Annotated in this window: 15 protein-coding genes; 12 read left to right on the top strand and 3 right to left on the bottom strand. The window is 70.5% G+C overall.

The features are described from left to right. Positions 1-208, bottom strand: a 208-nt coding sequence (locus SACSA_RS22750) for a Tm-1-like ATP-binding domain-containing protein (RefSeq protein WP_198009060.1), incomplete at its 3' end; no start/stop codon positions are given. 260 nt (positions 209-468) lie between these two features. Here SACSA_RS22750 and SACSA_RS0112800 point away from each other — a divergent pair. The 4 genes from SACSA_RS0112800 (at position 469) to SACSA_RS0112785 (ending at position 6,867) form a co-directional block, all read left to right on the top strand. Then, positions 469-2,229, top strand: coding sequence for a CocE/NonD family hydrolase (locus SACSA_RS0112800; protein ID WP_028661830.1), 1,761 nt, complete (start codon positions 469-471; stop codon positions 2,227-2,229). A gap of 203 nt (positions 2,230-2,432) precedes the next feature. Further along, positions 2,433-4,247 carry a calcineurin-like phosphoesterase C-terminal domain-containing protein gene (locus SACSA_RS0112795; protein WP_232212947.1) on the top strand — a complete coding sequence of 605 codons (1,815 nt, stop codon included), beginning with the start codon at positions 2,433-2,435 and terminating at the stop codon, positions 4,245-4,247. A 108-nt stretch (positions 4,248-4,355) separates the two neighbouring features. Further along, positions 4,356-4,979: a hypothetical protein gene (locus SACSA_RS0112790; protein WP_019816327.1), complete on the top strand. Its 624-nt coding sequence runs from the start codon at positions 4,356-4,358 to the stop codon at positions 4,977-4,979. Positions 4,980-5,703: 724 nt separating this feature from the next. Then, a complete protein-coding gene (locus tag SACSA_RS0112785) occupies positions 5,704-6,867 on the top strand; it encodes a DUF418 domain-containing protein (protein WP_019816326.1) in 1,164 nt (387 codons plus the stop codon). Between the two features lie 48 nt (positions 6,868-6,915). Here SACSA_RS0112785 and SACSA_RS0112780 read toward each other — a convergent pair whose 3' ends face one another. Together SACSA_RS0112780 and SACSA_RS0112770 are read right to left on the bottom strand one after the other, a co-directional pair. Further along, on the bottom strand, positions 6,916-9,903 hold the full coding sequence (locus tag SACSA_RS0112780; RefSeq protein ID WP_019816325.1) for an arabinosyltransferase domain-containing protein: 2,988 nt from the start codon (positions 9,901-9,903) through the stop codon (positions 6,916-6,918). A gap of 901 nt (positions 9,904-10,804) precedes the next feature. After that, positions 10,805-11,065: a type B 50S ribosomal protein L31 gene (locus tag SACSA_RS0112770; RefSeq protein ID WP_019816323.1), complete on the bottom strand. Its 261-nt coding sequence runs from the start codon at positions 11,063-11,065 to the stop codon at positions 10,805-10,807. A 378-nt stretch (positions 11,066-11,443) separates the two neighbouring features. Between SACSA_RS0112770 and SACSA_RS27190 the strand changes: the two genes are divergently transcribed. From SACSA_RS27190 to SACSA_RS22745, 8 genes are all read left to right on the top strand, one after another. Beyond that, on the top strand, positions 11,444-11,656 hold the full coding sequence (locus SACSA_RS27190) for a hypothetical protein (protein WP_198009059.1): 213 nt from the start codon (positions 11,444-11,446) through the stop codon (positions 11,654-11,656). Between the two features lie 41 nt (positions 11,657-11,697). Then, positions 11,698-11,934, top strand: a complete 237-nt coding sequence (gene rpmB, locus SACSA_RS0112755) for a 50S ribosomal protein L28 (RefSeq protein ID WP_019816320.1) — start codon at positions 11,698-11,700, stop codon at positions 11,932-11,934. A gap of 1 nt (position 11,935) precedes the next feature. After that, positions 11,936-12,100, top strand: a complete 165-nt coding sequence (gene rpmG / locus SACSA_RS0112750; RefSeq protein WP_019816319.1) for a 50S ribosomal protein L33 — start codon at positions 11,936-11,938, stop codon at positions 12,098-12,100. Between the two features lie 26 nt (positions 12,101-12,126). Continuing rightward, positions 12,127-12,366: a 30S ribosomal protein S18 gene (gene rpsR / locus SACSA_RS0112745; protein ID WP_019816318.1), complete on the top strand. Its 240-nt coding sequence runs from the start codon at positions 12,127-12,129 to the stop codon at positions 12,364-12,366. A gap of 220 nt (positions 12,367-12,586) precedes the next feature. After that, positions 12,587-13,510, top strand: a complete 924-nt coding sequence (locus SACSA_RS0112740) for a siderophore-interacting protein (protein ID WP_019816317.1) — start codon at positions 12,587-12,589, stop codon at positions 13,508-13,510. A gap of 124 nt (positions 13,511-13,634) precedes the next feature. After that, a complete protein-coding gene (locus SACSA_RS0112735; RefSeq protein WP_019816316.1) occupies positions 13,635-14,432 on the top strand; it encodes an ABC transporter ATP-binding protein in 798 nt (265 codons plus the stop codon). A 52-nt stretch (positions 14,433-14,484) separates the two neighbouring features. Then, complete coding sequence (locus SACSA_RS0112730) at positions 14,485-15,474, top strand: ABC transporter substrate-binding protein (protein ID WP_019816315.1); 990 nt, start codon at positions 14,485-14,487, stop codon at positions 15,472-15,474. 18 nt (positions 15,475-15,492) lie between these two features. Beyond that, on the top strand, positions 15,493-16,524 hold a 1,032-nt coding region (locus SACSA_RS22745; protein WP_019816314.1), incomplete at its 3' end, for a FecCD family ABC transporter permease.

Below are 16,524 nucleotides of genomic sequence, written 5' to 3'. Positions count from 1 at the left end.
CACGGTCGCCGGTGAACACCGCGCCGGCCCCGTCGGGGTGCCATACCGCGACCTCCGCGGCGGACACGTCGACGTCGCCGGAGGGCGCCCCGCCGGTGGACAGGTCGACGGTGCGGACCGCGACCCCGGCGGCACGGACCAGCCCGGCGACGTAGCGTAGTTCGTCGCCCTTGGTGTCGAACGTCCCGACGATGTACGCGCTGCCCACGACCGCCTCCTTCGGCGCGGCGAGACCGGTGATCACCTCCACCTAAACACGTCGCACGCACGCGCACCAGTGTGAAGACGGTGCCCGCTTCGGCTGAGCCCTGTGCCGTTTTGGGCAGTTCGGCGGTGGTATTCCACCGCGATGCCTGGGTAGTGGATGCGGCGTGGCGGGCTCGTCGGGTGCTGTTCCCCGGTTCGGGAGAGCACCGTTCTCGTCCGTGCGGCTGAGTCCGGGCGGCGATGAAGGGAGCGAACTCGAGCATGACCATGGAAAAGGTCAGGACCAGGGCCGCCGCCTCGGTCGACCTGCCAGGAGCTCGGTACAAGGGTTTCGCTCCCGGGCGGACCACGATCTTGCACGCCGGGTATCGCCACAAGCGCGGCGCGCTCAAGCTCCCCGTCGACGTCGTGTACGAGAAGGACGTCGCGCTGACGCTCCGTGACGGCACGACCGTCTATGCCGACGTGTTCCGCCCCGCGGCCGACGCGGCGATTCCCGCGGTCGTGAACTGGGCCCCCTACGGCAAGGGCGACACCGGATGGATGTATCTCGACAACGCGAAGGTGGTCCCGAACCGGTTCGGCATCCCGCGGTCCCGGTTGTCCGGGCTCCAGTCCTGGGAGGGCAACGACCCCGCGTACTGGTGTGCCCACGGCTACGCGGTGGTCCAGGTGGATGCTCGCGGCACCTTCGACTCGGAAGGTGACATCCAGTTCGTCAGCTCCCAGGAAGCCCGCGACGAGCATGACGCCATCGAGGCGATCGCCGCGCTGCCCTGGTGCTCCGGCAAGATCGGACTGGCCGGCAACTCCTGGCTCGCCATGTCGCAATGGCACGCCGCGGCACAGCGCCCCGCGCACCTCGCCGCGATCGCGCCGTGGGAGGGCACCATCGACGTCTACCGCGACGTGATCGTCCGAGGTGGCGTGCCGTCCACGGCGTTCGCCGCCTACATACGGGACAGTCTGTACGGGCGTGGCCGGATCGAGGACCCGGTCGCCACCCTCGCCGACCACCCGCTGTTCGACGAGTACTGGGCAGACAAGGTCCCGGACGTCTCGACGATCACCACCCCGGCTTACGTCGTCGCCTCCTACTCCAACCAGCTCCACGCCGCCGGCACCCTGCGAGCCTGGGCGCGATTGCCCGGCCCGAAGTGGTTGCGCATCCACAACAGCCAGGAGTGGCCGGACTTCTACGAGCCGAGTCACGTGGACGACCTGCGGCGGTTCTTCGACCGGTACCTGAAGACCATCGACAACGGCTGGGAGGACACCCCCGCGGTCCGCATGGCGGTGCTCGACCCTGGGCACGAGGACACCGTCGACCGCGCCGAGCTGACCTTCCCGCCCACCCGGGCCGAGGACGCGGAGCTCTACCTGGACGGGCGCGATGGCAGCCTGCGGACGAACCCACCGCCGACGGAGTCCAGCGTCAGTTACGGCTCGTCCGACGAGAAGCCGTGGGCCGACTTCCGCTACCGGTTCGACACCGACACCGAGGTCGTCGGCGCGCCGCTGCTGACCGTCTGGGTCTCGACGGACGGCCACGACGATCTCGATCTGTATGTATACGTGCAGAAACTCAATCGCCGAGGCCACCAGGTCTGGCATCAGACGGCCGACTTGGGACTGCCGGGAGGACGCAGGTGGATGCCGCTGCTGCACCGGCTCGGAGTCCGGAAGGTGGGCAGCGCCTTCTACGGTGGTCCCGATGGCGTGCTGCGGGTGTCCCGCCGGGGCTTGGACCACACCCCACCCCACGCGTTCCCGCAACTAGAGCTGCGTCGCGAGCGTCCGATCTCTCCCGGTGAGGTCGTCGAGGCAGAGGTTCCGCTGTGGCCCGTGGCGATGCGGTGGCACGCTGGAGAGCAGGTGCGGCTCCGGATCTCCGGTCGCAGTCTGCTTCCTCCGTTGCTACCGAGCCTCCCGCCTTCTCCTCCGCGGCCGGGCACGCGGCACACCGTCCATACCGGAAAGCGCTACGCGTCGCGACTGCGGCTTTCTCTCATGCCGTCCTGACCGCCGACGACGCACGCCGGGTCGGTGCCTCTGCGCTGGATGACCACGGCAGCGTCGCAGCGACGTGGTGCGTCCGGTTCAAGGTATCGGTCAGAACCCTGTCGGTACCGGGCTACTTCTCCGTCCGTCACCGTTCATGCGGGCCTGTGACGATACTCGTGGCCGGTGACCCGGCCTGTTGACGACTCGACCGGAGGTACTCCGTGGACTTGTCCGCGCACCCGCTCAGGAATAGACCTCATACCATCGGCCTCACCACCGGTGTGCTCGCGTTCGCCCTGACCGGCACGTTGGTGATCCCCGCGGCGGCGGCCGTGCCCGGCAGCGCACCCCTGGACGCGGGCGGGGCCACCGCCTACCGGGGCGCCGTCGAGGTGGTGGAGGGCCAGGACGGCGACCAGGAGGTCCTCGACGGAACGGTCTTCGACGACCGGAACAAGAACTCCACCCAGGACGCGGGCGAGCCCGGCATCGCCGGCGTCACCGTCTCCAACGGCCGCGAGGTCACCACCACCGACAGCCGGGGCCGCTACGAGCTGCCCGCCTACGAGAACATGACGGTCTTCGTCACCCAGCCCCGCGGCTACCAGGTGCCGGTCGACGGGGACAACGTCGCGCAGTTCTCCTACCACCATCTGCCGGAAGGGTCCCCCGACCTGCGCTACGGCGGCATCGCGCCGACCGGGCCGCTGCCGGACGCGGTGAACTTCCCGCTGGCCAAGAGCAAGCTGACCCGGTCGCCCGAGCAGCACTGCCTGATCGGTGGCGACATCCAGACCTACACCGAAGAACAGGTCGAGTACGCCCGCGAGGGCGCCTTCGCCGATCTGGAGCAGCGCACCGACTATGCCGGATGCGGCGCGTTGTTCATCGGCGACGTCGTCGGCGACGACCTCTCGCTCTACCCTCGGACCCGCGAGCTGGCCGGCATGCTCAACGGCCCGGCCCGCTTCCTGCCCGGCAACCACGACCTGGACTTCGACGCGCCGAGCAGTGAGCATGCGTTCGACACGTTCCGCGCGAAGCTGGGCAGCCCGGAGTACTACTCCTACGACTCGGGCAAGGCCCACATCGTCGCGCTGAGCAGCGTCGAGTACCCGCTGTCCGGCGGCGGGTACAACGGCTCGCTGGACGCGCGGCAGCTCGAGTGGCTGCGCGAGGACATCGCCCGGGTGCCCGAGAACAAGCTGATCGTCCTCGCGACGCACATCCCGCTACTGGACTTCGCCGACCAGGGCAGCACGACCCACCAGATCGACCAGGTCAAGGAGATCTACGAGATCCTCGAAGGCCGTGAGGCCATCGCGGTAGGCGGGCACACGCACAGTATCGAGAATCTGCGCGAAGGCGACAGCCTCTCCGGCTGGAAGGAGACCTTCGGCATCGACAGCCTGCCGTTCACCCACATCACGGCCGGCGCGATCTCCGGCGATTGGTACTCCGGCCGGATGCTGGAGGAGGGCTACCCCACCGCGATCCAGCGCGACGGCGGCGTGCCGGGCGTGACGACGCTCGACATCACCAACACCGACGTCACCGAGCGTTTCACCGTCCGCGGCGAGGACCGGTCGACGCAGATGGCCCTCGGCCTGAACACCCCCCGGTACCGTGACTGGTACGCGGAGAACGTGGACAGCAGTGACCCGGCCCCCGGCTTCGAGAACCCGCTCGCCGTGCGCAGGAACGAACTGTCCGGCACCTGGCTGACCACCAATTTCTGGATGGGCTCCACCGGCGCCACGGTCGACGTGTCCGTCGACGGCGGCGAGGCCGTCGCGGCCGAGCGCACCCAGCCGATGGACGGGGAGGCCCCGCGCGTCGGGGCGGAGTGGTCCGACCCGGTCGCGGTCCAGGAGCAGCTGGTTCACGGCGGCAGCCTGGCCGACCGCTCGATGCACCTGTGGCGCCTGCGACTGCCCGCCGACCTGGCCGTCGGCGAGCACACCGCCGAGGTCACCGCGACCGACGTGCACGGCCGCGAGTACACCGAGACCCTCACCTTCCAGGTCACGGAGTAATCCGGCCGCGCTGACCACCGGGCGCATCGGTGCCGGCACCTGTCGTTCGCTGGGCAGGTGCCGGCACTGTCCCGTGTAGTGGTCGACGACCTGGGTACTACACCGGGGATGTGGGCTTGTGCCGTCGGCTCGGTACTGGGCGAGGTCTTCGGGACGATCGCCCGGCTCAGGCGCGCCAAGCCGCTGCACCCACGCGGCACCGTCTACGACGCCGTGCTGCGCCGACGAGGATCTCCCGAGCCGTGGGGTGCTCAGTGGCTGGACGTCCCGGGCGAGGACCACGGTCTGGTCCGCCTGTCGCGGTCGGTAGGACTGCCCCGGCCGTTGCCCGACGTGCTCGGTCTCGCGTTCACCTTCAGCGGGCCGGCCGGCGACCGCCACGACGTGCTGCTGGCGACCACCGGCCTACGTCCGGGAGCACGGTTCGCGTTGCTGCCCCGCCGGGACCCGTTCGCGGTGCCGTACGGCTCGCTACTGCCGTACCGGGCACCGCGCGGGTTGGTGCTGCTCGCCGCGGTGCCGGTGGCAGGTGCCGGGTTCCGGTTGTTCACCGCCGCTCCCGTCGGCCGGTGGCGGGAGTTCGCGACGCTCGAACTGGCCGGACGCACCGGCCCGGCACCGGACCAGCCGATCCGCTTCGACCCGGTACTCCACCTCCCGCCGGGACTGTCCTGGCCGCCGGTGCTGGCGCGGCTCCGCGAGCCCGCGTACGCGGCCGCGCGCCGGGCGTGAGCTTCACGGATCGGGCGGAGGCGAGCCCCTACGGTCGGTCCGGCAACTCGGCGAGGAATTGTCGGCTGGGGTCGTCCACCAGCACCGCTCCGCCTTCCGCGGCGGTGCTCGCACCGGTGATCCGTGCGATGCCGCCCTTGGCGGCACAGCGGCCAGCCTTTCACGTGGGTCACCCGCACCTGGCGAGCGTGCTGCCCGAGGCGCTGGGCCATGCCGAGGGCGCCGGACCCGCCGACCTGGCGCAGGCGGCTGCCTTCGATCGCGAGGTCCTCCGGCCGGTCGGATCCAGCTACCGTGGTGCGGTGGCGCGGTGGTTCGCACGGTCCGGCGGTGCCCCGGCCGTGAGAGTGCTCACGCGCTGGATACCGACCGGGGGTCCCCCTGTCCCGGCGTCCTCCGCCGTGCGGGGCAGGTCACACGGCCCTCGGGTGCCTCGGCCGGGTCGTGCCGGGCCGACGAGGCGAGGGTGTGGGCCGATCGGCCCCGGCGGGGCAGTCTCCCCGGCGGTCCGCCTGTCACCACTATGCTTCGCCCCGAGTGTGTGAACATCAGGATTGGTGAGGCCGTGAGCGCGGAACGCGAGGGGGTCGCTGCGTCGGGCGCAGTGACCGGGGAGACGACTCGGGCCCATCCGCCCGCCGGTCGTGCCGCTACGGGTGGACAACCGGGCGGCGACACCGGCTCGAACCCGCCGACGAGCGGTGCGCGGCCCAGCGGTTCGACGATGCGGCTGCTGGGCATCGACGTCGCCAGGGCCGTGGCGATCCTGGGCATGTTCGCCTCCCACGTCGGGCCCACCCATTACGACCATCCGCACTCCTGGATGTTCCTTCCCTTCCACGGGCGGGCGGCCGTGCTTTTCGCCGTGCTCGCCGGAATCTCCATCGCGATCATGTCCGGTGGCCGGCGGCCGGCGACGGGCCTCGGATGGCGGAAGGCGCTCGTCCGCATCGGTTCCCGGGCCGTTCTGATGCTGGGGCTGGGACTGCTGATGAACGTGGTGTTCATCGTGCCGGTGTGGGTGATCCTCGGCTACTACGGCGGGTTCTTCCTGCTCTCCCTGCCTTTCCTGCGGCTGGGCGCGCGAAGCCTCGCGGCGCTGTCGGCCGTGGTGATCGTCGCGGCGCCGGTGGTGTCGTGGCTGATCCGGCGTGCGTACTTTCCGAAGGACCTGTTCGAGACCCCGCTGGAGGACATCCGTCCGGAGCAGTTGACGGGCGTCGGCGATCTCGCCACCACGCTGCTGTTGACCGGGGTGTTTCCGACCTTCCTCTGGATCGGGTACGTCCTGGCGGGCATGGCCATCGGTCGTCTCGACCTCACCTCCCGCCGGGTCGGCACGCTGCTCGGACTCGGCGGGGCCGCGCTGGCCGCCGTCGCGTACGGGTCGTCCTGGGTGGCGAGGCACGTGCTCGGCGGTGCGGACGCGATCTACGCCAGCATCCAGTCCCGTGCCGATGCCGCCGGGATCGGGGTCGACCACTTCTTGCACCTGAGCCTGTACAAGGTGCACGGCACACCGCCCACCGACACCCCGGCGTGGTTGCTGCTGCCCAACGCGCATACCGGAACACCCTTCGATGCCGCGGGAAGTGTCGGGCTCTCGCTCGCCGTCATCGGTGGCTGCCTGCTTCTGCAGCACACGTCGGTGCGGGGACTGCGCGCCCTGGGCGCGGTCGGGGCGATGTCGCTGACCTGCTACGTCGGCCACCTCGTCGTGATGCAGCTGCTCTGGGGCGGTGAACCGGACTACACGGTGACGAACGCTGCGCTGTTCCTCGTCGGCGCCGTGGTGTTCGCGACCGTCTGGCGCTCCTGGTACGGGCAGGGGCCACTGGAGAAGTTCGTGGCCAAGACGTCGTCGGCGGCGACCCGGATCGTGCGCTGACGACCCCACCGGCAGCGCGGTTTCTCCGGGCTCGGAGCGCCACCGGAGCTAGCGGGGGAGCTGGGTGAGCCCGCCGCGTTCGGTCCGGTGGACGTGCAGGTCGTAGCGGCCCGCCGGGTACGGGTAGCGCACCTCGAACACCTGGCCCCAGGGCAACCGGGGTGGTGGTGTGGGCCGCAGTTCCGAGGTGATCTTGGTCCGGTCCCACGCGTGGGCGGTCTGGGTCCACGCACCGCCCCACTCACGGAAGACGGGATTGTTCAGAATGCCCGGTATGATCGCCTCGTCCGCGGCGAGGTAGACCGACGGCGTCTCGGTGATGCCGTTCTCGATCCGTGCCTGCCGGACACACGGCCACAGGGCCGCGGAGATCTGATCGGCGAACACCGTTTCGTTTCCGAGCATCTCGGTCACCGGCCGGAACTCCGTCAGTTTCGGTTCGGCGGCCGCGAGCCAGCTGTCCGCACCGGTGACGACGTCGGAGACGACGAATCGTACGAGGTCCGGCCGGTCCTCCGGCAGTGCCACGGAGAGCTGTTGCCACGCGGACGACAGCCGAGGATCACCGTGCAACCGCCGGGTCTCGGTCACCCGCGGCGTGCCGTGCTCACCGGTGCCGAACTCGGCTTCGACCACCTGCCCCTCGAGCGCCCCGGCGACCGGGATGGTGACGTGCGTCCCACCGTGTGCGGGAACGGGATACCACCCGGTGACCAGAGTCCCGGTTCCCGGACTCGTGCCGTCCGGCCGGTCGTCGTGCCAGACTCGCGTCGACCGCTCCCACGGCTGTGTCCGTAGCGGCGCCGGACGCGAGCCGCGGAAATCGCCGTCCAGGCGGGCCGGGGTCGTCGGCGTACCGAGCTGGTGGGCGGAGGGGCGCGCGACCATCACGTCGTCGGCCAGCCCACAACCGTCGCCGAACAGCGTCTGTAGTCCGGACCGCGCCACGGTCCAGCTCGCACCCTGGGAGATCGGCGCCCACACGAAACTGGCCAGCAACAGCACGACCGAGCCCAGTGACGCGGTCATCAGCACCGCACGGTGGCCATCGACCCGGGAGAGTCTGCCCGCGCGACGCCGGAATCCGGCCCAGACGATCGCCACCACCGCGACGCCGAGCCAGGGCAGCGGGTTACGCAACATGACCGGCCCGAGATGCGGTTGTTGCCGGTTGGTCTCGCTGTTCAGGTCGGTGTGGTCGCCGAACAACTGCCCGAAATCGGAGTACGGCACCCAGTTGTTCAGCCCCGCGAAGGCCAGGGAGACGGCCGTGACCGTGAGCAGTACCGCCACACAGCGGATGACCGGACCGGCACGCCGGGGCAGCGGCGAACGCACCAGCGCGCCCGCGATCAGCAGGGTCGACACCGGCGCGATCGCGTGGAAATGGTTCACCCATTTCGTCGGGCTCAGCGCGATCAGGCCGAGCGCGATGGCGGACATGATCGCGCTGGTGAGCACCAGCCGCTGCACCGGATCTCTGCCGAGGCCGCCGCGTCCGCTGCCGATCGCGGCCAGCACGATCAGCGCCAGCGTCAGGACCACCGGGAGCCGCCGCGCCCAGCCGGAGGTGTCCAGGAGGGTCTGGTAGTGGACGAGCTCCTCGTACCAGGGGAAGGAGAAGTAGTAGTCGTTGTTCGTCGCGATGCTGCTCAGTACCTCACCGAGCGAGGCGTCGGCGAACCCGACGGGGACGACGACGGTCGTGGCCGCGGCGGCGGCCGACACCGCGGCGATCCGCGCCGACCACGGTCGACGGCGGAACCACCGCCCCAACCAGGGCAGCGCGAGCACCAACGGTGCCGCGGCCACCGCGCCGGACGGCGATACCACCAGTGCCAGGGCCGCGCACGCGGTCGCGGCGGCGAGCACACCGACCGATTCGCGTGTGCGCGCGAGCTCGGCGAGCAGCAGTGTCGCCGCGCCGAGGACCACGATGACCGGTTCCGGGCGCAGGGAAACGCCGTAGGGCAGGAACCACAGCAGATGCGCGACCAGCAACGCCCACGGCACGACGCGGAAGCGTCCTGCCCGGCCGAGGACCCGGGTCAGCGTCATGCGCAGCAGGAACCACGTCGCCAGGCCGCACGCGGCGGGGACCGTCCGTACCCACCACAGCGACCAGTCGCCCAGCTCGCCCCACGCCTGGAGCAGGTACTGGCTCAGCACGAACGGGTTCTCCGTGCTGTTGTCCATGTAGATGTAGTTGCCCATGAACCCGCCCGCGTCGGCGTTGCGGCTCATCAGCAGATACCAGGAATCGTCCATCTGCATCGGCCCGAGCACGACCCAGGCACCGGTGACCACCGTCGCGACGACATCGGCCCACGACCATCGCGTCCGCGTCGGCCGTGCCGGGCGGCGACCGCTCCACCGGCGCCAGACCAGCACCAGCAGGACGGCCAGCAGCAGGGCGTGGGCGATCAGCAGGGAGATCTTGAGCGGGCTCGGAACGGACTGGTACCGCGCATCCGGGCGTAGTTCGACCGCCAATCCGGTCGCCCGAGTTCCCTGCGCCGCCGTGAACAACTCGGAGACCTCGGGTGGTCGGAGCCCGCGCTGCCCGCCGATCCTCGTGCCGTCCCGCAGGACCGTGATCCCGGTCTCGTCGGCCACGACCCGGTAGACGCACGTGCCTGCCGGCAGGGGCTCGTCGACCAGGACCGCCCCGGAGGCCGCGACGGTGACCCGGCCGTCGGTCATTGCGACCCGCATGCCCTCGCCGACGCGTTGCGCGACGTCGTGCTCGGTGTCGCGCCGTTGCTGTGCGGACAGGTCCCGCTCGGGCTGGGTGCGCAGTGCTGTGCCGCCGGACGGATCGAGGGAACGTAACGTGGCGCAGGGCACCGACGCGTCCAGGCTCAGTGGGCGGTTCGCCGCCAACGGCAGCACCGTGTTCTCCGGCGCCTGGCCGGCCCGGGGCCAGTGCACCACCGGGTCGTCCGCCTTGACCGGAGCGAGGACGGCACTCACGCCCAACGCGAGCGTTGCCAGAGCCAACCCGATGAGTACGACGTTCCCGGCGACAGCGCGCATGGACGCTGACCGTCTCACACCGCCCGCGCGTGCCTGCGGGCAGAGATGCTCGAATGCGACCGTGATTACACCGAGGTCCGGAACGAGCCGGGTGGCGGGTCAGTACCCACCGCCGTGGAAAGAAATAACGCGTACCTCAGGACCGCCCCTGTGAAGTATGCGCGAGAACGCGAGCGAATGCGTGCGGGTGTGAAACGTCGAAGCCGCACCCGGCGAAGGGCAGAAAGCGGTCCGGGATGCCCGTGGGCCGGTCGGCACGCCGAAATGTGGCGTGCCGACCGGCGCGGGAAGACGATGCTGGTTCGACGACGACTGCGGCGTGGGGTCGTCGGACCATTGAGGGTGGAGACGGGTTACCGACCGATGACCTCGCCCCGGAACGGAGCCAGGCCGCGGGCGACATCGTGAGCCCTGTTCAGCTCGTCGAAGTAGCGACGAATCGCGGCGTACAGCTTGCGCATCAACTACACCTCCCTTCGTACCGCGTCCGCCGTCCCGTCTGCTTGGGGGACCGAGCACACTCCGACACGCGCGCTGCCGCGCTCGCACGGTGTGGAATGCCGGTATTTCCCTCGGCGATGGGGGACGTGGCCCATTCGCACTTCCAATATGCCATCCGTAGCCACGGCCGCGCCAGTGCGAAAAATCCCAGGTCGAACCTGTAATACGCGGGCCCCGGCAAGCGATCCTCCTCGAAGGACGTACGTGAATGGCCGCCCTCGGGTTACCCGTGCGGGCCCCGCCTTAATCGACTCGACGAGCCGAGTGGCCACGACCACGCCACGAGCCCGCGGGCACGAGTATGCGCTCGCCGTCGACCGTGTCGGGAACGAGCCCGGGCGCCGTGGCCTTACACCGGGTCCGGCGTGCGCGGGCACGGGATTCCTGCGCCTGGGGACCGCTAGTACCGCGCACCTCCTCGCTGTCCGTAGCGACGGTGGAACTTCTCGACCTGGCCGGCGGTGTCCAGGATGCGCCGCGTGCCCGTCCAGAACGGGTGCGAGTACGAGCTGATGTCGACGACCACGAGCGGATAGGTCCTGCCGTCGCTCCACGCGACGGTGCGCTCGGAGGTGACGGTCGAGCGTGTCAGGAACGCGTCGCCGGTCGAGCGGTCCTGGAAGACCACCGGGTGGTAATCGGGGTGGATGTCGGGCTTCACTCGTCGTGTCCTCCTGTTCGGCTCGGTGCGCTGACCTCGGCGTGTCCGAGGCCGTTGTCCTGTTCCTCATGCCAGCTGCCGAATGGATCGGGGTAGTGCGCCCACCGCTCGCGGCCCTCGGCCAGTTCCTCGTCGGTGAGCAGCGGGCGGCGTCGGGCTGGCTGGCGACCCAGACGTGTCCGGACGACCCCGTCGAGCAGCACGTCGATGGCGTCGTGCAGCCGTTGGGGGTGGAACGGCCTGCGCGCGGCGTACGGCAGGACGGTGACGCCGCAGTAGAACGTCGGCGAACTCGATGATCCGGCGCGCCTCGGGGTCGAGGCCGAGCTGGCGCAGCAGGACCAGCAGATCCCGGCGCAGGGTGCAGGACACGCACCCGTGAGCCAATTCCACCGTCGTCCGCGACTCGTGCGCACCACGGTGGATGCGGCGCAGCACGAATCCGGACGAGATCCACCGGAGATCGTGGTGGACGACGACCGTGCCGGGATGCTCACCGCGCAGTCGCTCGGTGAGCTGGTGGACCGGGTCTGCGGAGAGGCCGCTGACCAGGATCAGGGGCGTGCGGAGCGTGTCGGTCACATGGCATAGTCTAAACGACAATGATTATCAGTACCAACAATGGAGGGTGTGTGTCCGCTGTCTGCCAGGTCACGGGACGGAAGCCCGGCTTCGGAAAGCAGGTCTCGCACTCGCACCGGCGCACGTCGCGGCGCTGGGACGTGAACCTGCAGAGGCGCGGGTACTGGGTACCGAGCGAGAACCGCTGGGTGCGCCTGCGCGTGTCGGTGAAGGGCATGAAGACCATCGACAAGCGCGGGATCGAGGCCGTGGTCGCCGATCTGCGCGCGCGGGGGGTGAGGTTCTGACATGGCGCGCGACGACACCCGGCCGGTCATCAAGCTCCGGTCCACCGCGGGCACCGGTTACACGTACGTCACACGGAAGAACCGGCGCAACGACCCCGAGCGCATGGTGCTGCGCAAGTACGACCCGCTGGCCCGGCGCCACATCGAGTTCCGTGAACAGCGGTGATGGCCACGACGTCGAGGAGGCCGCCCATGGTCAGGCGTGACCCGCGCCCCGGACGGCGCAAGCGCAATCTGCTCCGAGTCAACGGCGTGGAACAGGTCGACTGGAAGGATGCCACGCTCCTGCGTCAGTTCCTCTCGGATCGCGGCAAGATCCGGGCCCGCCGGGTGACCGGTTTGACGCCGCGGGAGCAGAAACAGGTCGCCACGGCGATCAAGAACGCCCGTGAAATGGCGTTGTTGCCGTATCCGGGGCCGCGTCGGGAGTGATGTCGGCACGGGTGCCCGGGGCTCGTCGGGCTCCGGGCACCCGTGCCGCGACAGGTCACGGACGGACCGGAGGCATCCGAACTCCGGCGCGCCCGGCGTGGTGGCGGGCCGCGCCGGTGTGAATCGGGTCGTACCCTCGGTGTGGTGGACAGTAGTTTAGGCTAACCTAACCGTCACGGTGGCGTGGTCGTGCGCCCGAGTGACAGGAAGGTGGCCCCGGATGGTGCGGACGCAGGCGCGGAGGGCGACGCGCTCGTATCGGCTCTTCACGGTCGAGGTGCGCCGCACCGTCCGTGTGAGTCCGAGCTTTCTGCGCGTGACCTTCACGGGCCCGGATCTCGACCTGTTCGCCGACAACGGATTCGACCAGCGGATCAAGGTCGTCTTTCCGCTGCCGGGGCAGGACATCGACCACCTGGAGTGGGGCGCCGACTGGCACGAACGGTGGCGTGCGCTGCCGGAACGGGAGCGCAACCTGATGCGTACCTACACGGTGCGCGCGGTCCGCCGAGAATTGTGCGAAGTGGACGTCGAGTTCGTTCTGCACGGAGACGGCGGCCCGGCGTCGCGGTGGGCCGCCGCCGCGCGGCCCGGCGATCGCGTGGGGGTCGTCGGACCCGACGCGCGGTATCCGGGGCAGCACAAGGGAATCGGATTCACGCCACCCGGTGGAACGCGCACGATCCTGCTGGCCGGAGACGAGACCGCGACTCCGGCCGCGGTGAGCATTCTGGAACGGCTATCTCGGCACGCGCGGGGAGAGGCCGTGCTCGAAGTCCCGCACGCCGGGGACGCGCGCCCGGCCACCGCGCCCGCCGGGATGCGCGTCACCTGGCTCGCGCGCCGCGGTGCCGCGCACGGAAGCCTGCTGATCCCCACGGTGCGGGACGCGGTGGCGCGACTGGCGGTGCCGTACCTCCGGCGGCGGACCCCACTTCCCGAGCCGGACGTCGATGCCGACCCGCTCTGGGAGGTCCCCGATCCGGCCGCCGCGGTGCCGACGGGGATGTTCGCCTGGCTGGCGGGGGAGTCCGGGGCCATCGCGGCACTCCGGCGTCACCTCGTGGGGCAGGTCGGTCTCGACCGCGCGAGTGTGGCTTTCATGGGGTACTGGCGCCTCGGAGGCGCCGGCAGGGCCGGCTGATCCGGCCCGGACGCGGCCGCACCGCCCGGTGTGATCGGAACTACTCGATCTGGTCCGCTCCAGTTGTTAGGTTTGGTTTACCTAATCGGGTACGGTGCCGGTGACGAACGGGAGGTGCGTGGCTGTGGGTGACGTCAGCGTGGCGGTCGACGGCCTCGACGTCGGATACGGCAAGCGCCGGGTCCTCGCCGATGTGGACCTCACCCTCACCGCGGGCGAGGTCACGGTGCTGGTGGGGCCCAACGGCTGCGGCAAGTCGACCCTGCTGCGCACCGTGGCCGGTCTGCTGCCCGCCCTCGGCGGATCGATCGTGGTCGACGGCGTCGCACTCGGCTCACTGTCCCGCCGCGCGCTGTCCCAGCGCCTGGCGTTTCTGCCCCAGTCGTCCCACGTGCCCGCCGGGGTCACCGTGCGCGACCTCGTCCGGCACGGCCGCTACGCGCATCGCGGCGCCTTCGCCCGGCATACGGCCGAGGACGCCGACTCCATCGAGTGGGCGCTGTCGGTCACCGACGCCGGACCGCTGGCGGACAAACGCCTCGACGAGCTCTCCGGCGGGGAACGGCAACGCGCGTGGCTGGCCACCGTGCTCGCCCAGCGGGCGAAGATCCTGCTGCTGGACGAACCGACGACCTACCTCGACCTGCGCCACCAGTTCGACGTGCTGGACGTGGTGCGCACGCTGGCCCGCGACCACGACATCGCCTGCGGCGTCGTACTGCACGATCTGATGCACGCCGCCGCCTACGGGGACAAGGTGGTCGTCGTCGCCGACGGCCGAGTCCTGCGCTCCGGCCCGCCGGAGGACGTGCTCGCTTCCGACGCCGTCGACCATGCGTTCGGTCTGGACGTCCGCGTCGTCCGCGACCCGGACACGGGGTTTCTGACCTGCTTTCCCCGCAGACGCCCGGCCCAGCGCTGACCGATCGGTTCCGACGAACCCACCGGCAATCCCACCGGCAAAGGAGATCCGAATGAGAAACCTCGCGCGTGCGCTGAGGGCGAGTGGTGCCGCCGTCGCGATGACCCTGGCGGTGGCCGGGTGCGGCGGCGGTGGAACGGTCGCCGACCCCGGAGCGGAGGACACCCCGTCGGCGGCGGGCGGGATCAGCGTGGCCACCGCCAAGGGGCCGGTCGAGCTGAGCGCCCCCGCCACCAGGGTCGTGTCCCTGGAATGGTCCTACACCGAGGAGCTGCTGGCGCTGGGTGTGACCCCGGTGGGCGTGGCCGACGGTGAGGCCTACGAGAGCTGGGTCTCCGCTCCCGGCGCGGGACTGCCCGAGGGCGTGACCGAGGTCGGTTCCCGGCAGGAGCCCAGCATCGAAAAGATCAAGGCGCTCGATCCCGATATGATCGTCTCCGACGTCGATCGGCTGACCGCCAACTTCGACCAGTTGCGCGACATCGCCCCGGTGCTCGCCTTCCAGCCGACCGAGAAGCCGCGGCTGGAGACCATGAAGACGAACTTCGGCGAGCTGGCGAAGGCGGTCGGCAAGCGGGACGAGGCCGACACGGTGCTCGCCGACCTCGACGCCAAGGTGGACTCGGTCCGCGACGCGCTGGCCGATGCGGACAAGGCGGGACGCACCGTCGCGCTCAGTCAGGGCTACACCACGGAGGGAACACCGGGCATCCGCATGCTGTCCAAGGATTCGCTCGCCGGGGCGCTGCTGGAATCGGCCGGATTGACCAACGGCTGGAGCGGAAAGCCGGACGACTGGGGCATGACCACCGTCGGGGTGGAGGCACTGACCCAGGTGGACGAGGACGCCACCTTCCTCTACGTGGCCCAGCCCGGCGACGACCCGTTCACCGGTGCGCTCGCCGACAACCCGGTCTGGAAGGACCTGCCGTTCGTCGCCGAGGACCGCGTCCGTGCGCTCGACCCGGGCACGTGGCTGTTCGGCGGACCGCTGTCGTCCATGCAGTTGCTGGACGAAACCGCCAAGGCCCTCGGCGCGTGATGGTCGTCGAGCGTCGGCGTGCTCGCGAGTGAGAGCCGATCCCGGCCGCACCGCCCCACCGTCCTGCTGCTGGGCGGTGTGGCCGGGATCGCGCTGCTGGCGATCACACTCGTTCACCTCGGACTCGGCGCCTCCGGCATCGGCGTCGCCGAACTCGCGGGCGCGCTGACGTCCGGCGCGGACCCCCGCGTCGAGGCCGTCCTGTGGGGAGCACGCGTTCCGCGCACCCTGGCGGGTCTGGTCACCGGGGTGGCGCTCGGCGTGGCGGGCACCCTCATCCAGGGCGTCACACGCAATCCGCTCGCCGCGCCGGACACGCTCGGGATCAACGCCGGGGCCTATCTCGCCGTCGTCGCGGTGGCGTTCACCGGGCTGGACGTCGGCATCCTCGCAGGCGGCGGGGTCGCGTTCGTGGGCGGCCTGGCCGCCATGGCGGTGGTCCTTCTGCTCACCGCGGGCGGTGTGCTCACGCCGGGCCGGGTGCTGCTGGCCGGTGCCACGGTCACCCTCGCCGGCATGGCCGCCGCGGACTTCCTGCAGATTCTCGACGAGAACTCCACACGGGGCCTGTACTTCTGGGGTCAGGGTTCGCTGTTGCAGACCGGGCTCGACCGCCCGCTCGTGCTCGGCGTCCTGGTGCTGTGCGCGGTGCCGGCGGCGCAGCTGCTGGCGCGTCCGATCGATCTGATCTCACTCGGGGACGAGACGGCGGAGTCGCTCGGCGTCCGGGTCGACCGGGTCCGGCCCGCCGCGCTTCTGCTGGCCGTCCTGCTGTCGGCCGCGGCGGTCACCGTGGCCGGTCCGGTGGCGTTCGTCGGGTTGATCGCCGCGGTGGCCGTGCGGATGCTCGGTGTCGGGGGGCACGCCGCGCGCCTGCCCTTGGCGGGAGTGTTCGGTGCCGTGCTCGTCCTGGCCGCCGACGCGGTGACGCAACTGGTTTTGCCGCCGTCGGCAGGCCATGGCGAGCTGCCGGTCGGTGTGGTGACCGCGCTGGTCGGCGGGCCGGTGTTCGTGGTGCTGGCCCGCCGGGTCATCACCGGAGACGCCGAG

It is taken from the genome of Saccharomonospora saliphila YIM 90502, assembly GCF_000383795.1.
Lineage (GTDB): Bacteria > Actinomycetota > Actinomycetes > Mycobacteriales > Pseudonocardiaceae > Saccharomonospora > Saccharomonospora saliphila.
Note: the sequence above shows the minus strand (reverse complement) of the source record. Positions and strands in the feature narration are given on the sequence as shown.